Raw genomic sequence first — 19833 nt, forward strand, 5'->3', positions numbered from 1 at the left:
TATAATAACTCCACAAAAATACTTTAATTTAACGAAATATTTGTTGAAAAGTCTTTGATAATATTACAGTAAATCCTTATGAAAATTCCTATTTTTGCAATCGTATGAAAAGATGGTACCTTTATCCTTTTTCCCTTGGTTATCATTTGGTAACGGGTATCCGAAACACAATGTATGATTGGGGAATTTTTAAGTCAACAAAATTTAAGACACCGATAATCAATGTCGGGAACCTTTCTGTGGGCGGAAGCGGAAAATCACCAATGGTGATGTATCTTGCCCAATATCTATCCAAACACTATAGAACCGGAGTCCTTTCACGTGGCTACGGAAGGCTGACCAAAGGGTACGAAGTGACCAATTATGACAGCAACTATAAGATGGTAGGTGACGAAGCCATGCAGCTTTTTGAGCGTTTCAAAAACCGTTTTGTTATTGCTGTATCCGAAGAACGTGTTCCCGGTGCCAAGAAAGTGATTGAAGATATGGATCTGGAAGTTCTGGTTTTGGATGATGCTATGCAGCACAGAGCCATCAAACCAGGATTTAATATTTTGATGACTGATTTTAATGATCCTTTCTTCAAGGATTATCTGCTTCCTGCCGGTGATCTTAGAGAATCAAGATCAGGATATAAAAGAGCAAATATTATCATGGTCAGCAAATGTCCTGATGAACTGACTGAGGAAACGAAAAGATATTATATCTCAAGGATAAAACCTGCTTATAACCAAAAAGTATTCTTTTCATCTATCGGATACGACGAAAATGTGTACGGAAAAGATAAAATGCTTCCGGATAATAATCTGAACTATTACGATATTTTACTGATTACAGGAATTGCCAACCCTAAACCTCTTTTGGAACACCTGGCAAAATTCTCAAAAAGAGTTAAGCATTTAAAATTCAGAGATCATCATAATTTCACGGATGATGATATTAAAAAAATTCTTGCTGAGTATAAAAAATTAGGAGAATATAAGCTGATATTAACCACAGAGAAAGATTACGTTCGTCTGAAAACTTTTGACTATCTTAGAGAAATTGTTTACTACTGGCCGATCAATGTCATCATTGATAAAAAGGAAGAATTCAATCAAATCATCTTAGATTATGTTAGAAAAAATTAAAGAGACAGCTGATTTTATCAAAAATATAATTCAGGAAACTCCTGATTTTGCTGTTGTTTTAGGATCCGGACTTGGAAAATTACAGAATGAAGTAGAACCGATCCACGTTTTAGAATACAAAGACATTCCAAATTTTCCACAGACCACAGTAGTTGGGCATACCGGAAAACTTATTTACGGAATTCTGGAAGGGAAAAAAGTTTTAATGATGAGTGGGCGCTTTCATTACTATGAAGGACATTCCATGGAAACAGTAACTTTTCCAATCAGGGTTTTCCATTTATTAGGAATTACAAATCTAATTCTTTCCAATGCTTGTGGCGGAGTGAATCCTGCGTACAAAATTGCTGATATCGTTATTTTAAAGGATCATATCAACATGATGCCTGAGCACCCGCTTCGAGGTAAAAATATTGATGAACTCGGACCACGATTCGTGGATATGAGTGAACCTTACAACAAAAAGATGATCGCCGTAGCAGAACAGGTTGCTTCAAATCAAAATATCAACATTCACCAGGGAATTTACGTTGCCCTGCAAGGTCCAACATTTGAAACTCCAGCCGAGTACGGAATGATCAAAGCCATTGGTGGCGATATGGTAGGAATGAGTACCGTTCCCGAAGTTATCGTAGCAAAACATATGGGAATGGACGTTTTCTGTATGTCTGTTATTACCGATCTTGGCGGACCAGACATTGCTTTTGCTGTTTCTCACGAAGAAGTTTTAAATGCAGCCAATAAAGCCATGCCGAATGTAATCACCGTTGTAAAAGGATTGATTAAAAACTATCAATAGGAAACACAAAATAGATTTAAACACTATTATATTTATCGCCACAAATGCCTGTTTTTTATTTAATCCTTGCATTCGTGGCAAAAAAATATTTCGGAAGAAAACCGGCTTTCCTCAACATTTATACAAGATCCATAGAAAATTTCAATAATATAAATTTTTACCAATTCATAAAAAATCAATCTAAGATTGCAAAGCATTGTTTAGATTTGTATAAATGAAATTGTAAGAAATGAAAAAGTTGTTATTAATATTTATGATAGGATTATTTGGATTAAGTTATTCACAAAAAGTTCCTACCGTTCTTAAAACCGGTTTCTCCAAAGAAGCCTTAGCTCAAAAACTGGAAGATGAAGAAGGAAAAGCAATTACAATCCAACAGATTCTTGATCAGCATAAAGGAAAAGTTTTAGTAATAGACTTCTGGGCAGGATGGTGCAGAGACTGTTTACTTGCACTTCCGAAGGCTGAAGTATTAGAAAAGAACAACCCGAATGTAGACTTTGTATTCCTTTCTCTGGAAAGATCTAAAGAAGGGTTTGATAAAAGTCTTGTAAGATTCAATATGAAAGAGAAGGATAATTATTGGTTTGCCTCCGGATGGAAAAACAACTTCAATAATTATATTGATCTGAACTGGATTCCACGATATATGATTATCGACCAGAAATCGTCTATAGCAAAATATTATGCTATTTCTCCGGAAGACCCTGAAATTCAGCAAACCATAGACAAACTTTTACAATAACTTTAAATAACAAACATATTATTAAGCACTTACTTCAAGTGCTTAAATTTTTTATCTATATTAATTTAAACCATGATCACAAGAGAAGCCACAGAACAGGATTTAAAAATTCTTTTAGAATTTGAACAGGGAATTGTTACTGCAGAAAAACCTTTCAACAGTACATTGATTGACGGAGAGATCCATTATTATGATCTGAGACATTTTATAAAATCACCTGACGCCACTTTAATTGTTGTAGAGGATAAGGATGAAATTGTCGCGTCTGGCTATGCATTAATCAGAGAAACAGAAAAGGATTATTATAATTTTAAAACATACGCTTACCTAGGGTTTATGTTTGTAAAACCTGAATACAGAGGAAAAGGAATTAATAAAATTATTACCGATGAGCTTGTAAATTGGGCAAAATCGAGAAATATTTCAGAAATAAGACTGGATGTATATGCACAAAATGAATCTGCCATCAAAGCATATGAAAAAGCAGGTTTTGAACCATTATTACTCACAATGAGACTGAAAGAATAAATAAGGTATGAAGACAGAAACAGAAAGTAATCTTTTTATCTAATTCTTCTTCCATTCTATAAAAAATTTACCGTAAATAAATGAATCCATATCTTTGTATATGGATTTTTCTTTGCCCCTTCGTAAAATTATTCACGTAGATATGGATGCATTCTATGCTTCCGTGGAGCAGCATGATAATCCAACATTGAAAGGAAAGGCAATTGCTGTAGGAGGTCAGCACCGAGGTGTGGTAGCCGCAGCTAGTTATGAAGCAAGAAAGTTTGGTGTACGTTCCGCTATGCCTAGTAAAACGGCAAAAGAAAGATGCCCTGACCTTATATTTGTCCCACCGCGTTTTGCCCGATATAAAGAGATTTCTAAACAGATCCGTGAAATTTTCTATGAATATACTGATCTGGTAGAGCCATTATCTTTAGATGAAGCCTATCTGGATGTCACCGAAAATAAAAAGGAAATGGAATCTGCTAATCTGATTGCCAGAGAAATCCGTCAGAAAATATTTGAACAAACGGGATTAACTGCTTCCGCCGGAATTTCTGTAAATAAATTTCTGGCAAAAGTCGCTTCTGACATCAATAAACCTAACGGTCAAAAAACTATTCATCCTGATAAAGTGGAGAGCTTCCTTGAAGAATTACCTGTGGAAAAGTTTTATGGTGTTGGGAAAGTTACGGCTAATAAAATGTTTAGTTTAGGGATCTACAAGGGAAAAGATTTAAAGAAAAGATCACTGGAAGATCTGATGAGAATTTTTGGAAAATCAGGGCAACATTATTACAATGTGGTTCGCGGTATTCATACTTCTGAAGTAAAACCTCATCGTATTCAGAAAAGTGTGGCAGTGGAAAGAACATTTTTTGAAGACCTTTTTGATGAGCAGCAAATCAATGAAAAACTGGAAAGTTTAAGTCAGGAACTTCACCAGCGTTTACAGAAAAACAATATCCTCGGAAGAACTTTAACCTTAAAAATTAAGTATAAAGATTTCTCTCTTTTCACAAGAAGTATAACTCGCGAAGAATATTTTAACTCCCCTGAGCAGTATTTCAATACCGGAAAAAAGCTTTGGGAGCTCCGCCCGTTTGATAAAGCAGTCCGTTTGCTTGGTCTCTCTCTTTCTCACCTTAATACAGAAGAAAAAAAACTGGTTTCCGTTCAACTAAAAATCCCGTTTAAGGAATTTGAAAATTTATAGGTAATATTTTTTTGCTAACTTGTATTCACCAAATCAGCAAATTATGAACCCAACAATGATTCAGTTTTTCCACTGGTATTCTGAAGGAGATGGAAAATTATGGAACGAAGCTCAGAAACAAGCCAAATATTTAGCGAAACTTGGAATTACCTCTGTATGGTTTCCACCCGCCTATAAAGGAACGAATGGAGGATACTCGGTAGGCTACGATGCTTATGACCTTTATGACCTTGGAGAGTTTGATCAGAAAGGAACTACAGCTACCCGATATGGAACTAAAAACGATTATTTAAAAGCAATCAAGGCTTTAAAAAAACAAAATATAGAGATCATAGTCGATATTGTACTGGGACATAAGGCAGGCGGTGATGAGCTGGAAAAGTTCAAAGCGGTAAAGGTAGATGAGAATAACAGGGAAAAAGTAATTTCTGATGTTCTTGAAATAGAATCGTATACTAAATTTACATTTCCAGGGAGAGGAAAAAAATATTCTGATTTCGAATGGAATTTCACATGCTTCAGCGGCGTGGATTATGCGGAAGGAATGGATTCACATATTTACAAAATACAATCTGAATATGGCGATGACTGGGAAGAAATGATTGATAATGAGAAGGGAAATTATGATTACCTGATGTATAATGATATTGAACATCGAAACCCTTTTGTAAGAGAGGAGCTTAACGATTGGGCAAAATGGTATTTTGATCAAACTGATTTTGATGGAGTCCGACTGGATGCTTTGAAACATATTTCTTTTGATTTTTACAAGGAATGGCTTACTCTACTCCGCTCCAATACAGGAAAAAATATTTTTGCTGTGGGAGAATACTGGGCTCCAGGATATCTTCATCTGCTTCAGAAATATATTGAGGTGACTGAAGGTTGTATGAGCCTTTTTGACAGTTCATTGCAGAATAACTTTCATAATGCATCAAAGGAAGGAGCATCTTATGATTTAAGACGAGTTTTTGATGAAACTCTTACGCAGGCTGATCCGATGCATGCTGTAAGCTTGGTTGCCAATCATGATACGCAGCCTCTTCAGGATCTTGAAGCGCCGGTTGAACCATGGTTTAAGCCTATTGCCTATGCCTTAATTCTGTTACGAAAGGATGGTTATCCATGTGTATTTTATCCTGATTTGTATGGTGCTCATTATATTGATAAAGACCGGAATGGAAATGAACAGGAAATATTCATGCCGAAAGTGGATGGTATTGAAGCGCTTTTAAAAGCCAGAAAAGAGTATGCTTATGGAGAACAGCAAGATTATTTTGAAGATGCAAATTGCCTTGGCTGGGTTCGCAAAGGGGATGATCAACATTCCGGATGTGCTGTTGTTCTAAGTAATAAAGATGCTTACAACAAGCCTATGGAAGTGGGTAAAAACTATTCAGGAAAGAAGTTTAAAGACGTATTGAAAAGGTTTAAAAATAAAGTAATCATTGACGAAAACGGTTGGGGAGATTTCCTTGTTCCGGCTGGAAATGTAAGCGTCTGGATTCCGGAATAAAATATAAAAGCGTACATCAGTGATATACGCTTTGTTTTTTATCCTTCCGTAATATTAGCATTTAATACCTCGGCAATTCCTTAGATCCATAGCCCATTCACAGCAATAATTGTCTTCGTTATAAAAACAACATATTCTGTCTCTGATGATGATTCCTCCTTGTACGTGTTTAAGTTCCTCTCTGTCAATTTTTCTTGCGTTCTGAAGGTTTTTTGTTTTCATAGTTCAATGTTTTAGAATTTGGTTTTATAAATATAATGAAAAAAACTTTATTAAAATTCACAATCGCCTATAAAACAATGAAATAAGAATTTAAAATCACACAAATAAAACATTTCAATTTAAATTAATAACAATTCATTCATCATTAATTACGATTCTATCTTCTGTATTTTTAAGATTTCCGGACGCTCAGATTGGTCAGAAATTTTTCCCGTTCTGGCAAATTCTGCCCAAAGTGCCCTCAATTTCTTTCCATGTTCATGAATATTTTTCCACGGGATATCTTTTAACATTTCCGAAGATTTCCATGCTTCTTCATTTCCAAAGATCAGAGGAAGGTCTATACAGTGAGGCGCTCCGATATGATTATCTTTTAACCTTGAATGTATTCTGAATAAATAAACATTTCCACCGCCTTTTGCATGATTTTCTGCGAAAATTTTAGCGGGGGTTCCGTAGATGAGATCGGTAGTTTTTTCAACCGTTTTATCCATGATTTTTAATCCCAGACCTTTCCCAAAATATTTATTTAAAGCTTCTGAGGTTTTAAGGTAAAAGGCGGTTTCATCATTATTCAATCCTATCAATACGTCATATTTTTTCGCAGTCGATCTCCACTTTTCTACCGATTCTTCTTCACGGCATAAAGGAGGAAAACCATATTGAGTACCAAAAGGCATTGCTGCTTTCAAACCATATTTTATGACAGACGGAACAAATTGTCCATAATCATCCATCATTTTATAAACATCTGTTTCGTCTTTAATGATTTCTGTTTTCTTCAAAAATTCAGCAGACATTTTCTGTCTTTTATGACGTAATCCCAAAGGTGCACTTTGAATAATTACTCTTTGAAATAAATGATCAACCCCCTCGGAAATCATCAAATGTGCGATAGCATCCCCACCGGAAGACTGCCCAAGCATCGTAATATTATCTGCATCTCCGCCAAAGTCTTCAATATAATTTTTGATCCATTTTAAAGCTTCAATCATATCCAACAGGCCCAGATTCGGAGCTCTTTTTTCATCTCCGCCTAAAAAACCAAAGAGTCCCAGACGATATGAAACAGCTACCACAATGATATTCTGTTCTTTTACCCATTCCGCAGGGTCAGCAGTAGGTAAATCCCCACAGCCTATTTCATGAGATCCCCCATGAATCCAGATTACAACGGGAAGTTTTTCATTTTCAATAATATGTTCCGGACGGGTTATAGAAAGATATTGAGTAGATTCATCCGGCTCAAATTCATCAACAGGGGTTGCTCCAATCATTTTTTCAACCAATGGACTCAGCTTCTGCGGGCAAACCGGTGTTTTATCCGGAAAAGTAATATCCATACCAGAATATTCTACAGGAACGGGCTTTTGAAATCTTTCGGAACGGGCATAACGAATACTTTTTGCCTTGATCACGCCTTCTTCTTTCAATGCTGTAATTTTTCCGAATCTGGTATTGAAAACATAAGTTTCTTTCTGCTGTGGTTTCATGCTAAATGTTGAAAACTTTTACCATTAAAGATAATTCTGTTTTTTGAGAATAAAAAATTAAACTTGTCTTTTTAAACTCAAATACTCCTAATGAATACATTAATTTCCAGAAAAATAATTTGTCCTCAATAAGTCTTAATTTGGATGAGATACCCTTGAAAATCCGTGCATCCGTGGTATAAAAAGTATAGCCACGGATGCACGAATTTTTTCTTTATGTGTATTTTTTAATTTTAATGAATTTGTTTCTTTAAAGAATAATTTGTGGGAGTTCTGGTTGCAATTAATTCAGGGTTTTATATTCGCTTGGTGAAACTCCTACTTTAGTTTTGAACAGTCTGGTAAAATGCTGGGGATATTTGAATCCTAAATCGTAAGAAATTTCACTTATAGATTTTCCATGATCTAAGATCTGTTCTTTGGCAATATCTATCAATTTGTTGTGGATCAATTCCTGTGGAGAAATTCCCAGTTCTTTTTTGATAAGATCACCGAAATAATTTGCTGACAGGTTTAATTTTTCTGCAAAATAATTGACCATTGGAAAACCTATATTCTTTGGATTATCAGACTTTAAATAATCATCAACGAGATTTTCAAATTTACCAATCACCCCCTGATTGATATGATCTCTTGTAATGAACTGACGGTCGTAGAAACGCATGCAATAGTTCAGGAAGAGTTCAATATTATTTACAATTAATGATTTACTATGTTTATCAATGGATTGCTCCAGCTCCAGTTTTATATTTTTAAAACATTCAAGGATAATTTCTCTTTCTTTTTCTGAAAGATGCAATGCTTCATGTACGTCGTACGAAAAGAAGTTGTACTCTTTTATATTTTTTCCAAGATTGGTTCCTTTTAACAGGTCTGGATGAAAAATCAAGGCAAAGCCTGCGGGTTGAACATAGTTTCCGTTGTTATAAATTCCATAGGTCTGCCCCGGGGCAATAAAAACCAACGTTCCTTCCTGATAATCATAGCTGTGTTTTCCATATTGCATATCTCCACACATGACATCTTTAAGAAAAACGGTATAAAAACCAAATTTTCTCCTATATTGGCAAATAGGGGCTGATCTGGAAAAATCAATCACACTTACTAACGGATGCAGTGTTTCATGATTTGCCATTTTATTATATTCTGAGACGCTGTTATAGATTTCAACCTCCTGATTTTCCATGAAGTATATTTTTATGATTCAAAATTACCAATTTCCGGCATAACAGATATTATGTCTGTAAAATTGGTAAGTAATTCGGTAATCTGTATAAGTAAGATTTCTCTAAAAGTTTCGACTTTTGTACCGTTATGGAAACTTTTAATACAAACATTTTTCCGAGGGGAGAAAAAGCTCCTTCGGACTATTTTTCAGGAGGAACAGCATGGGTACACATCATAAAACCAAATGAAAATCAGCTCAACTGCCAGATCGGAAATGTAACGTTTGAACCCGGCTGTAGAAATAACTGGCATTTTCATGGTGGCGGACAGATTTTAATAGTAACTTCAGGAACAGGTTTTTATCAGGAGAAAGATAAGCCGGCACAAATTTTACGTCCTGGAGATGTTGTTAATATTCTTCCGAATGTTATCCACTGGCATGGGGCAGCTCCTGACTGTGAATTCACTCATATTGCCATCAATACCAATACTCAAAACGGAATTGTGGAATGGCTGAATTCTGTGACAGATGAAGAGTATAACAATTTATAAAAAGAATTTATTAATCTAAAAAATAATCAAATGAACACATTTACAGTAAAAGCTTATGGTGCTGAGTCTACCACGGCAGATCTGAAAGAAATGAATATTGAAAGAAGGGATGTCACTTCAAAGGATGTAGAAATTGAGATTCTATATTGTGGAGTATGTCACTCTGACCTTCATACGGCAAGAAACGATTGGGGCGGAACTATCTACCCTGCTGTTCCGGGACATGAAATCGTGGGAAGAATTACAAAAGTTGGAAGTGAAGTTACCAAGTTTAAAGTAGGTGATCTTGCAGGAGTAGGATGCATCGTAGATTCTTGTGGACATTGTAACAGTTGTAAACATGATCTTGAGCAATATTGTGAGAATGGATTCACGGGGACTTATAATGGAAAAGACGAACACTTAGGGGGTCATACTTTTGGTGGATATTCCCAAAAAGTAGTTGTGGATTCTCACCATGTTTTAAAAGTTCCTGAAAATCTTGATCTTGCTGCTGTAGCTCCTCTTCTTTGTGCAGGAATCACGACCTGGTCACCATTAAAGCATTGGAATGTTGGACCGAATTCTAAAGTAGCAGTTGTAGGTTTAGGGGGATTAGGGCACATGGCAATCAAGCTGGCGAAAGGTTTAGGTGCGGAAGTTACTTTATTTTCAAGAACGCCAGGAAAAACTGAGGATGCAAAACAATTGGGGGCTGATCATGTTATCATTTCTACGGATGAAGCACAAATGGATTCTGTAAAAGGGAAATTTGATGTGATCATTGATACGGTTCCTTATGTACATGATGTAAATCCTTATGTAACAACTTTAAATATCAACGGAACGCATGTTCTTGTGGGATATTTAGGAGGACTTGAGCCTATCCTGAATACAGTTCCTATGATTCTTGGAAGAAAATCTGTAGCAGGATCCGTAATTGGAGGTATTGCTGAAACTCAGGAAATGTTAGATTTCTGCGGAGAGCATAATATTGTTTCTGAAATTGAAATGATCAAAATGAAGGACATCAACGAAGCGTACGAAAGGATGCTTAAAAGCGATGTAAGATATCGTTTTGTGATTGATATGCAGTCTTTATAATTTACGTATAAGATTTTTTAGAATAAGATGGCTACCTCTGTGAGGTAGTCTTTTTTTTTGCCACGAATTCACTAATAAACTTATTTGCTTATGAGGCTTAAATTCCTTTCTAAAGTTACATAGATTAAGAATTATCCTTTATATATGCTTGTACATTCTATATTATTTCTTTCCATATCCTGAAATGCCCAATCTGCCATAGCATCAATAACAGGAGCGAGTTCGTTACCGGCTGTACTCAGTTTATAAGTAACATGTGGCGGAACAACAGGTCTTGCTGTTCTTATGATCAGCCCGTCTGCTTCAAGCTGTTTTAAATGCTGAATCAACATTTTTTCCGTTACGGCCGGAATGGCTTTCTTCAGTTCACTGTATCTTTTCTCTCCAGTGGAAAGGTTGAACAGAATAATAGGTTTCCAGAAACCACCGATCCTTTCCATGACATACATCACAGGACAATCCTGCACTATTTTTTTGTTTTCCTGAATGGTAGAACTTTCTTTAATTGCTGTCATAACATACATACTTTAGGGTAAGTACTTGTATAAAAGTAAGTACAAATATAACTTTGTCTCAGGAAATAAAAAAATATTTTTCATAAAATTTCTTCACCGAAATCAGTTTTAAGATATTAATACTCAACAATTACAAACAATAAAAAATTTAAATATGAAAATTATAATCACAGGATCACTCGGAAATGTAGCTAAACCTTTAGCAAAGCAATTGGTAGAACAAGGACATGATATCACAGTAATCAGCAGCAATGAATCAAAAAAACAAGACATTGAATCTTTAGGAGCAAAACCTGCTATCGGATCTATTACTGATGTTGATTTTTTAACTCAAACATTTAACGGAGCCGACGCTGTATTTGTCATGACTCCTCCCGCAATCAGTGCAGATAATATTGTTCAGAATACCATCGATGCCGGAAAAAATTATGCTGAAGCATTAAAAAGCACAGGAGTAAAAAGAGCTGTAATGCTAAGCAGTGTAGGAGCGGGATCTCCTGTAGAAAATGGTCCGATCAAAGGGCTACATCATATTGAAAAGCTATATCAGGAAATTGACAACACCTCATTTACATTCTTAAGAGCGGGATATTTTTATACAAATTTCTTTAATGATATTCCATTGATTAAAAATGCTGGAATTATTGGTGGAAATTATCCTGAAAATACAGAAATCCCAGTAGTCCATCCTACTGATATTGCTAAAGCAGCAGCAGAGGAATTGGTAAAAAATGAACCCGGAAAAAATATCAGATATATTGTAAGTGATTCCCGAAAGGCATCTGATTTCGCGAAAGTGCTTGGCTCCTCAGTAGAAAAACCTGAACTTCCATGGGTAGAGTTTTCGGATAAAGATTCTTTAAACGGAATGCTACAGGCTGGTTTGCCTCAGGATATGGCTGAACTTTATGTGGAAATGGGATTGGGAATGAAAACCGGAACTGTACAAAAAGATTTTATTGAGCATGGATCTCCAGTAAACGGAAGTGTAAAATTAGAAGATTTCGCTAAAGAATTTGCTGCTCAGTTTTAATGAATTCTATACTAAATAATAGAAATTGTATTTCTTGTTAGACGGTTTAAAATAATAGTTTCGGCGCACCTTTGGTGCGCCGAAACTATTATTTTTTAGAATGATAATATTATTTCTTTTCTTTTAATATCTTTTTCAATACTTTGATTTTTCCATCGATAGGCTGATCAATTTTTAACCCTAAAATATCAGCAACAAGCGGATAAACATTTACATTAGCAAATTCATCGATCACCAGATTGTTTTTAAATTCCGGTCCCCAAGCGTAGAATGTTGCCTTCATTTCAGGAACTGTTCTTGGGTTATAACCATGTTTTCCGACTGATGTTTTTTTACCTTTTTCCAGGAAAATCTTCGGTGCTTTTGGTAATAAAAGAATTTGTCCTATTCTGTTGTACTGATCATCTTTTGTTGCAAAATGTAAGTATTTAGGAAGCTTTTTATCCAGACACACTTCATAATCGCCTGTTTTATTGGCTTTTAATTCTTTGTAAACCGCTTTTACCTCATCCGGATTTTTCACGTATACTCTTAAAAGTGTCTGAGAATTATAAAAGTCAAATCTGGTTTTATCAAAAAGAAGAGCCGGGATTTCCAGTGGAGTTCCACCATCTACTTTTATCATTCCGTGATCGGAAACGAATACAAAGTTGACATTTTTTAATCCTAAATCATTGACTTTCTGAACTAGCTCCCCTATTGCCTTATCAATCAGATGTACAGCGGTTTCTGTTTCTTTGGTATCAGGACCGTAATGATGTCCGCTTCCATCTACTTCAGGGAAGTACAACGAAATAAAGTGAGGTCTTTTATCTTCAGGAAGCTTTAACCAGTTGACAACTTTTTCCACTTTTTCCGAAGGTGTAAATTTTTCGTGATATGGATAGTAATAAGAAGGTCTCATTCCACCTGCATCACTTGCAGAACCTACCCACATTAATGAAGCAGACACTACACCTTGTTTTTCAGCTAATCCCCAAAGAGGAATTCCTCCATACCAACTTCCGTCTTCTGCATTTTTTTTATTGCTCATCGCATAAGTTTCCTTTCGCTTATAATCATAGAAAAAATTGTCTATTAAACCGTGATGTGCTGGATACATTCCCGTAATAAGGCTCCAGTGGTTGGGGAAAGTAATGCTTGGATAACTTGGAATCATTGCTTCAGCTTTTACACCGTTCCCGGAAAGTTTCAGCAGATTTTCAGCATTGTATTTATTTGCGTAATCGTATCGGAAACCATCTGTGGAGATCATGATAACATATGGTTTTGATTGGGCTTCCACACTATTTTGTCTACCCGGAACGACTACCTGAGCCGTATCCACATTTACCTGCTGGGCAAAAACTGTTAAGGAAATAAACAGCAGTAAAAAATGTATTCCTCGCTTCATTATTTAAAATTTTTGGCAAAGTTACATTCTCTACTGCTCCCTGAAAAGTTTAAGAGGTTAAAAGTATATTAAAACCAATTATTTTTGAATTAAACTAAATAGTTCTTTTCATTTCAAATTGTGATAACCAGTTTTCAAGACCGATTTTCTGATCAAGAAACTCTTTGGTCTCTTTGGAAACATCGTCTACATTATTGATAGCAATTGGACTTCCATCAACAATAGTTTTGAAAAGCATCCTACCTATTCCTTGTTTTCTGTATTCTTTATGAACAGCAACCTGAAGTACTTTTCTCGCTGTGGAATTGTAAATAATATACCCTACAAGCTTGTCATCAGCATAAGCTCCCATAGTTGTGTAAATTTCAGGCATAGGATCCAATACATAAACAGATCCTTGCCAGGAAGGTTCAATATCCCAGAAAGAACGAAGACTATCCCATTGGAACTCTGCCATTTTCTTTATAGTGATCTCAGCGTTTTCCTGTTCTGAGCGAATATTTCCTCTAAAGCAAAGCAGTTTTCTGACAATTTTAAATCCTAAGTTTTCATAAGCTCTGATTGCAGCTGCGTTCCCTTCAATCACCTCCAATAACAATACCTCAGCATTTCTTTCTTTTAAAACAGGGATAATAAAGTCATACATTTTTCTAACCAGACCTTTTCCTCTGCTTTCCGGAATAACTCCTGTTCCGCCATTATAGATGATTTTCTGTCCGTCTTCTATTGCTTCAGACTGAAGAATAAAGCTTACTAATTTTCCATCTTCAAAACCACCTACGGAAATATCCATATTTAATTTTTCTGCGGCAATTTTTGAGGTAAGCACTTCTTTCGTTAAGTGAAAAGGAACAATATAATCTGAGAAAGACAGATTAAATACTGTTAAAATTTCATCTACACTTACATTTGTCAAGGTTCTAAACTCCATTAGTCTTTATTTAAATTATTACCATTCTCTGTCAAGGTCTTCTTTCCAGTCGTAAGGCATTAGTTCTTTTAAGGTTACAAATACTCCGTTTTTCACTTCGATTATCGCATTAAGATTGTCTTTCGACAACTGGCTCATCAGTTCTCTGCATCGTCCACATGGTGGAACAGCGTTTCCATCATTTCCTACAGCAACGGCTGCTTTAATATGGCTTTCTCCATTTTTCAACATTTCAGCCACGGCACTGTGTTCGGCACAAAATCCCATAGAACAAGCTGTGTCTATGCTAATTCCTGTATATATATTTCCTGCTGCTGTTTCAATTGCCGCTGCTACTCCACCATATTCTATAAAATCATTCAGTATCGTTGATTTTGCAAATTGGCTGGCAATTTCCTTCAAATCTTTTCTCATGAAATTCATTTAATTTGATTATTTAAATACCATTGAATCGCATTCTGTTCTTCTTTTTTGATAAAAGGATCTTTTCCCTCATTATAATCATTGCCATCAATCCATTCCAGCTGACTGAGTTTTTCCTTTAATTGCTGATATTCTTCTTTAATATCGGGATGGGAACGGAGATAATCCCGAAATGCAATGTGTCGAAGCCAATGTTCTGATGACGTTGGAATTGTATGAATATGTGCTATACGAAGCTGATGATTGTGTAGTTCTTCGGGAATTTGATCACCTAAATGAATAATTTCAGGAAAGCCTAAGGTCTGAGGTTTATCTTTAAGCTTAATAAAAAACCGCCGGTATGGCATTTCTTCGTTATACTTTTCATAATAAACATAATCTTTTCCCTGTAATAGAGATGGAATCTGATCTAATTCCGTTTCATTTTTTACACCGATCATAATATCAATAATCGGTTTGGCAGACAAGCCCTCTACTGAGGTACTTCCGATATGTTCAATTTCCGGCTGTAAGAAACCAATATTTTTTTCCAGATCTTTTTTAATGGATTCAAATTGTTCTTTCCAAATCGGATTGTATTTTTCAAAAGTAACTTTCATGGAAATTGTGGTGACTAACAAATATATGAAAAATTAGTCAAATCCTTTATTATTAGGCATCTCAAGATATTTCATATGGATACTAAAAATAGTACCTCTTAAAAAGAAGAGGTACTATTTAATATATTTTAATTGTTAGAAATTATTCTTTGATCATTTTGTCATAAGAAACACTTCCATCCTTGAGTCTGATTTCAAGATAATAGTTTCCAGATTGTAGATCTTCAATATTAATATTTTGTTTATCAGGGATTATTGATTTTATTTTTCTTCCAGTTGCTTCGTAGATTTCCACAGATTTGATTTTCTCAAAGTTTTTGAAGTTCACACTTGTTTTTGCCGGATTAGGATAAACATTTACTTTTTTGCTATTGGCAAATACTTCATTTGTTGACAAAGTACTTGCTGTCATTGTTAATGTTGCATATCCTCTTCCTGCATCATGATAGCCTATAGACGGACTTGATTTCCTTGCATAAAAAATATTAATCGTTCCAGCAGTATTAGGAACGGTAAAATCTCCGCCTCCACCCGAAAGTGATCTTGTTGCTACAATGGTTCTGATACTTCCAGCCACAGTATTAGATGTTTCTGTCCAATCCTGAGAAGGATCTGCATTAGGTGGATTCCCGAAACCGGTAAACGTATAATCTCTGTTTGCAGAAGAATTATATATAAATCCATCGGCTCCTGTTGCCATACCAGTACTTCCAAAACCAATTCCAAGCATTGAATTACTGTCACCTGTCAATGTAAGTGTTACTCCAGTAGGAGTTGTATCTAATTTCACCGTCATGGATGTAGCCAATAGATTGACCACTCCTGACGAAAATTGTGCCCAGGCAAAATTTGCAAGAGCTAAACTCAGTGTTAGTAAAGTTTTTTTCATATCAATTTTTTAAGAGATTAATGATTTCCTTGTTGTTCGTTTGTAATGCATATTCAAAAGGGGTCATTCCCATTGAATCTTTTCTGGATTTGTCTGCTTTGTACTTCAGAAGCAGCTCAACCAAATCTTTGTTTCCAAATTTCACTGCCCAGAATAAAGGAGTATATCCTGTAGCATCTGCAATATTAGGATCTGCACTTCTTTTCAATAAAGATTCTGTCAGTTCTCTGTTATACTTTACTGCTAGTCCCGCCAATGCAGTTCCTTCTCTACTTTTATAGTTTACATCTTTTACGTGATCAATCAGGAATTTTGCCACCTCTATATTCCCCCTGTAACATGCCAGAATGAGAGGTGAAAAACCACCCTCATTAGTTTGGTTAATGACATCAGGGTTTTGTTTCATCAGTTCCTGAACTTCAGTTACAGTACCAGATCTTGCAATATCAAATATTGATTTTACCTGAGCTGTTAGAAGTGAGCTTAAAAAAAAGCCTGTCAATACAATTAGATTTTTCATTGTTTCGTCAATATATATTTATACTCCACATTTACACTTTCAGCTATTTTCTTCGTTACCATTTTAGGAATTGTAACTTTATACTCTGCAGGTTTTGCCACAAAATTCCCTTGCACATAGATTTTGCCATCCTTTGCATATATTGTTGCCGCTGAGGTAACCGCTTTGTCAACTCCATGAAAATTGTGAGTTCCCTGAATAGTATATTTTTGTGGGTTAGAAGTCAGTTTTGCAGCATCGAAATTGACAATCTTACCTTTGAATGTTGTTTTGGGATATTTGGCTGTTTCGGCATAGCTTTCGTTGAAGTGCTCTTCCATTAATTTAGTTTTAAAATGAAAGTTTTTGACAATTGAAACGGATGCTATTTCTCCATTATCGGCATTTAAAACCACCAGATTATTATCATCCGAGGCGTAAATATCTTCGAATAAAGGCACAGAAGCTTCAAAGTTCACAATCCCTGTTTTGGAACTGTATTTTTGAGCATAGGTATAACTGACACACAGAGAAATACCCAATAATATTATTTTTTTCATATCAAATCTTTTTAATTTTCAATTAATCCATCGGCTTTCCATTTAAGGAAAATATTGATTTGTGTAGCAGATAAAGAACCTCCTTTTGGCATTTTCTGCTGATCACCATTTGCTCTTTGAATCCTGTCCAGAATACCTTCTATATTATTTTTTACCTGTTCATAATTTGTTAATGGTTTAAAGCTTCCGGCAGAGTGACATCCTATACAGTTATTTTCTATGATTGGTTTTATATCCGCGGTATAGTTTACAGCCACTGTTATAGGGGTATTATCTGAAATTTCTTCATATGTTCTGCTCTCACAGGCAATTATTACCATTGCCAAGGATACTGTCAGTAGGTATATTAACTTTTTCATATTAAAAAACTCTATAAAGATTAAACCCAAAGAAAATATGTCCTTTCCCCCAGTTTCCTGATGCATTTGTAAGGTATCCTATATCGGAATTGATCTGGGAATTGGTAAATAAAAGCTGAAAAACATGTCCCCCGGTTTCTATATCTACTCCCAGCGATAATGGATTTTTATAGAAACTGTGATTATCGAAATTCACAAAATATTCTGCATTCAGAGATATTCTTTTTGAAATTTTATATCGTCCGCCCAAGCCTGCTAAAAATTGGTTTTTATCTTCAATATTGGGTTCGTACAGATTTTTATGAACGTACGAAGGGGTGAGCTGTAGTGAAAGTTTATCACTGAATCTTCTAGAAATCAAAGCCTGGGTAAGGTATGCAAGTCTGTCGTTGAACTTAAGATGCGGATAAGTGTCTTTATCCAGATCCGTATTGGCTGCCACTACATTATAGCCTACGATATCTACAGGAAAGTTATCGTTTTGTCTCACCAGTCTGTATTTTACTCCACCTTCAAAGGTTTTCATATTGGTTTCCCGGGAAAGACTTACAGATACGGCATCCGTAATCCCGTAAATTACACCTAATTTGGTGGAGGCATTATCCAATCCGAAAAAGTTTTTAAACCCGGTACTTACATCTCCAAAACGGTGCGCAATGACCACGTACCATTCTTTCTTTGCGGTGAGTTTGGTAGATTGCCCGGTAACTATCTGTAGAGCTTTAAAAGCCGGTTGTGAGATTTCGGTATTGGTTTTAATGGTATCAATATCTTTCAGCAGATCTTCCTGTGAGAAGGCGAAACCTGATGTAAGTACTGATAAAAACAAGAGAGCTTTTGTCATATACAATTTGAATTAAATTATGATATAACAAACTTATCAAGTTATTAATTCAAAAATATGTGACAAAAGTCACCTTAAAAATAGTTTTTATCAATCATAAAAACAAAACTATTAAAACAATATAAATTAGATTAATCTAACATCTTCATTTACAATAATTTTGATACCTTCTTTAGTCTGTAAAATTTCGCCATCACTTTCTATTTTTTTTAAAACCCTGCTTACAACTTCTCTGGAAGTCCCCAAACTATTGGCTATCTCCCGATGTGTAATTTTGATCGGATTTTTTCCTGTGGCAGAAATCTGTTGCCCGATATAATTGAGTACTCTTTTATCCAGCCTATGGAAAACGGCATCATTGACCATATTCATAACTTCTGAAAATCGCCGATCATACTCACGATAAAAAAGTTTATTGATTTCAGGAAATCTGATTAGCCAATCATGGATCACAGAAACAGGAATGAGTAAGGCTTCAGAGTCTTCTTCAGCAATAGCGTATACTCTACTTGTATAGTCTGTAAATATTGAAGAAAAGGTCATCAGACAACTGTCATTTTCTTTGATATAATAGTAGATCAGTTCCCGCCCGTCATTCAATGTAAAAACTTTAATAGATCCTTTAATCAGAAAGGGCACATATTTATTTTTCTGACCTTCTCTAATGATCTCAGTCTTTGCTTTTATGTCTGAAATGATCCCATGCTGCTGAAGTGCTGCTAAAAATTCATTACCTAAAAACCCAAATTTATTTACAACAAAAGGACTATTGACCATATTAATATTTTTCTACTTTTTCTAGCAACAAATATATAGATTTGAAATATTGATATGATATTTTTTTGTTTTATTATATAAAATTAACAATTCAACAAAAACATTTCATCAAACACTCATCGATTTAATTTTAAAATGTTTCATTAATTTTCATCTTGTATAAAATCAAAAAAAATGCCCCGATAAAAACCGGGGCATCTTATTTATTGTAAGAAAAATCTTAAGCTTGTACGTTGTTTCCTCCTAATACGAAAGGCTCAACTTCTTTGATTTCTCCGAACTGCTGCTCGTAGTTAGCGATGTTCTGTTGAAGAGCGTTTAATACTCTTTTAGCATGAAGTGGAGCAAGAATAACTCTTGATCTTACTTTAGCTTGCTGAACACCCGGCATCAACTGAATAAAGTCTACTACAAATTCAGATGGAGAGTGGTTTACTAATGCTAAGTTAGCATAGATTCCAGCAGCTACCATTTCGTTTAATTCGATGTTGATGTTTCCGTCTTGTGGATTTTGATTGTTGTCCATTGTTATAAATTATGTTTTTAAAATTCGAAATTTGAGATTGTGAAAATATAAA

24 protein-coding genes are annotated in these 19833 nt (G+C 35.2%); 9 read left to right on the forward strand and 15 right to left on the reverse strand.

All coding sequences use genetic code 11. From position 1 onward, the window contains the following. Positions 1 to 104: 104 nt before the first annotated feature. From lpxK to BW983_RS08555, 6 genes are all read left to right on the forward strand, one after another. Positions 105 to 1130, forward strand: a complete 1026-nt coding sequence (lpxK, locus tag BW983_RS08530; protein ID WP_076551566.1) for a tetraacyldisaccharide 4'-kinase — start codon at positions 105 to 107, stop codon at positions 1128 to 1130. After that, a complete protein-coding gene (locus tag BW983_RS08535; protein WP_076551567.1) occupies positions 1114 to 1929 on the forward strand; it encodes a purine-nucleoside phosphorylase in 816 nt (271 codons plus the stop codon). The genes lpxK and BW983_RS08535 overlap by 17 nt, the downstream gene beginning before the upstream one ends. A gap of 229 nt (positions 1930 to 2158) precedes the next feature. Then, on the forward strand, positions 2159 to 2674 hold the full coding sequence (locus BW983_RS08540; RefSeq protein WP_076551568.1) for a TlpA family protein disulfide reductase: 516 nt from the start codon (positions 2159 to 2161) through the stop codon (positions 2672 to 2674). A gap of 72 nt (positions 2675 to 2746) precedes the next feature. Further along, positions 2747 to 3202 (forward strand): GNAT family N-acetyltransferase, encoded by a 456-nt coding sequence (locus BW983_RS08545; RefSeq protein ID WP_076551569.1) that lies wholly within the window; start codon positions 2747 to 2749, stop codon positions 3200 to 3202. Between the two features lie 100 nt (positions 3203 to 3302). Continuing rightward, positions 3303 to 4400, forward strand: a complete 1098-nt coding sequence (gene dinB / locus BW983_RS08550) for a DNA polymerase IV (RefSeq protein ID WP_076551570.1) — start codon at positions 3303 to 3305, stop codon at positions 4398 to 4400. 43 nt (positions 4401 to 4443) lie between these two features. Then, positions 4444 to 5916 carry an alpha-amylase gene (locus BW983_RS08555; protein WP_076551571.1) on the forward strand — a complete coding sequence of 491 codons (1473 nt, stop codon included), beginning with the start codon at positions 4444 to 4446 and terminating at the stop codon, positions 5914 to 5916. A gap of 54 nt (positions 5917 to 5970) precedes the next feature. Here BW983_RS08555 and BW983_RS24005 read toward each other — a convergent pair whose 3' ends face one another. The 3 genes from BW983_RS24005 to BW983_RS08565 all read right to left on the reverse strand — a co-directional run bounded on the left by BW983_RS24005 (position 5971) and on the right by BW983_RS08565 (position 8817). Next, positions 5971 to 6138, reverse strand: a complete 168-nt coding sequence (locus tag BW983_RS24005; protein WP_167369975.1) for a hypothetical protein — start codon at positions 6136 to 6138, stop codon at positions 5971 to 5973. A 149-nt stretch (positions 6139 to 6287) separates the two neighbouring features. Continuing rightward, positions 6288 to 7631: a carboxylesterase family protein gene (locus tag BW983_RS08560; RefSeq protein WP_084184388.1), complete on the reverse strand. Its 1344-nt coding sequence runs from the start codon at positions 7629 to 7631 to the stop codon at positions 6288 to 6290. 283 nt (positions 7632 to 7914) lie between these two features. Next, complete coding sequence (locus BW983_RS08565) at positions 7915 to 8817, reverse strand: helix-turn-helix domain-containing protein (protein WP_076551572.1); 903 nt, start codon at positions 8815 to 8817, stop codon at positions 7915 to 7917. A gap of 128 nt (positions 8818 to 8945) precedes the next feature. Between BW983_RS08565 and BW983_RS08570 the strand changes: the two genes are divergently transcribed. Together BW983_RS08570 and BW983_RS08575 are read left to right on the forward strand one after the other, a co-directional pair. Continuing rightward, positions 8946 to 9350: a cupin domain-containing protein gene (locus BW983_RS08570; protein ID WP_076551573.1), complete on the forward strand. Its 405-nt coding sequence runs from the start codon at positions 8946 to 8948 to the stop codon at positions 9348 to 9350. A gap of 30 nt (positions 9351 to 9380) precedes the next feature. Next, positions 9381 to 10433: an NAD(P)-dependent alcohol dehydrogenase gene (locus BW983_RS08575; protein ID WP_076551574.1), complete on the forward strand. Its 1053-nt coding sequence runs from the start codon at positions 9381 to 9383 to the stop codon at positions 10431 to 10433. Between the two features lie 131 nt (positions 10434 to 10564). Here the strand turns inward: BW983_RS08575 and BW983_RS08580 are convergent, their stop codons facing one another. Then, positions 10565 to 10948, reverse strand: coding sequence for a winged helix-turn-helix transcriptional regulator (locus BW983_RS08580; RefSeq protein WP_076551776.1), 384 nt, complete (start codon positions 10946 to 10948; stop codon positions 10565 to 10567). A gap of 154 nt (positions 10949 to 11102) precedes the next feature. Between BW983_RS08580 and BW983_RS08585 the strand changes: the two genes are divergently transcribed. Continuing rightward, complete coding sequence (locus tag BW983_RS08585; RefSeq protein ID WP_076551575.1) at positions 11103 to 11981, forward strand: NAD(P)H-binding protein; 879 nt, start codon at positions 11103 to 11105, stop codon at positions 11979 to 11981. A gap of 109 nt (positions 11982 to 12090) precedes the next feature. On the opposite strand, the gene BW983_RS08590 is transcribed toward BW983_RS08585, so the two are convergent. The 11 genes from BW983_RS08590 to BW983_RS08640 form a co-directional block, all read right to left on the reverse strand. Next, the gene (locus tag BW983_RS08590; protein ID WP_076551576.1) at positions 12091 to 13374 is read right to left on the reverse strand and encodes an alkaline phosphatase family protein; all 1284 of its coding nucleotides are present in this window, start codon (positions 13372 to 13374) and stop codon (positions 12091 to 12093) included. A gap of 94 nt (positions 13375 to 13468) precedes the next feature. After that, on the reverse strand, positions 13469 to 14305 hold the full coding sequence (locus BW983_RS08595) for a GNAT family N-acetyltransferase (protein ID WP_076551577.1): 837 nt from the start codon (positions 14303 to 14305) through the stop codon (positions 13469 to 13471). Positions 14306 to 14323: 18 nt separating this feature from the next. Next, a complete protein-coding gene (locus BW983_RS08600) occupies positions 14324 to 14719 on the reverse strand; it encodes a cytidine deaminase family protein (RefSeq protein ID WP_139329246.1) in 396 nt (131 codons plus the stop codon). 5 nt (positions 14720 to 14724) lie between these two features. Then, a complete protein-coding gene (locus BW983_RS08605) occupies positions 14725 to 15327 on the reverse strand; it encodes a GrpB family protein (RefSeq protein ID WP_076551579.1) in 603 nt (200 codons plus the stop codon). A gap of 142 nt (positions 15328 to 15469) precedes the next feature. Beyond that, on the reverse strand, positions 15470 to 16216 hold the full coding sequence (locus BW983_RS08610) for a T9SS type A sorting domain-containing protein (protein WP_076551580.1): 747 nt from the start codon (positions 16214 to 16216) through the stop codon (positions 15470 to 15472). A 1-nt stretch (position 16217) separates the two neighbouring features. Further along, complete coding sequence (locus BW983_RS08615) at positions 16218 to 16736, reverse strand: ankyrin repeat domain-containing protein (RefSeq protein WP_076551581.1); 519 nt, start codon at positions 16734 to 16736, stop codon at positions 16218 to 16220. Further along, the gene (locus BW983_RS08620; RefSeq protein ID WP_076551582.1) at positions 16733 to 17275 is read right to left on the reverse strand and encodes a YceI family protein; all 543 of its coding nucleotides are present in this window, start codon (positions 17273 to 17275) and stop codon (positions 16733 to 16735) included. Before BW983_RS08620 ends, BW983_RS08615 begins: the two co-directional genes overlap by 4 nt. Before the next feature lie 11 nt (positions 17276 to 17286). Next, on the reverse strand, positions 17287 to 17634 hold the full coding sequence (locus BW983_RS08625; protein WP_076551583.1) for a c-type cytochrome: 348 nt from the start codon (positions 17632 to 17634) through the stop codon (positions 17287 to 17289). Position 17635: 1 nt separating this feature from the next. Continuing rightward, a complete protein-coding gene (locus tag BW983_RS08630; protein WP_076551584.1) occupies positions 17636 to 18478 on the reverse strand; it encodes a DUF5777 family beta-barrel protein in 843 nt (280 codons plus the stop codon). A gap of 126 nt (positions 18479 to 18604) precedes the next feature. Next, entirely contained in the window at positions 18605 to 19255 is a 651-nt protein-coding gene (locus BW983_RS08635; RefSeq protein ID WP_076551585.1) for a Crp/Fnr family transcriptional regulator, read from the reverse strand. 220 nt (positions 19256 to 19475) lie between these two features. Further along, positions 19476 to 19781, reverse strand: a complete 306-nt coding sequence (locus tag BW983_RS08640) for a DUF3467 domain-containing protein (protein ID WP_002976436.1) — start codon at positions 19779 to 19781, stop codon at positions 19476 to 19478. Between the last annotated feature and the right edge of the window lie 52 nt (positions 19782 to 19833).

This window comes from Chryseobacterium ureilyticum (genome assembly GCF_900156735.1).
Taxonomy (GTDB): domain Bacteria; phylum Bacteroidota; class Bacteroidia; order Flavobacteriales; family Weeksellaceae; genus Chryseobacterium; species Chryseobacterium ureilyticum.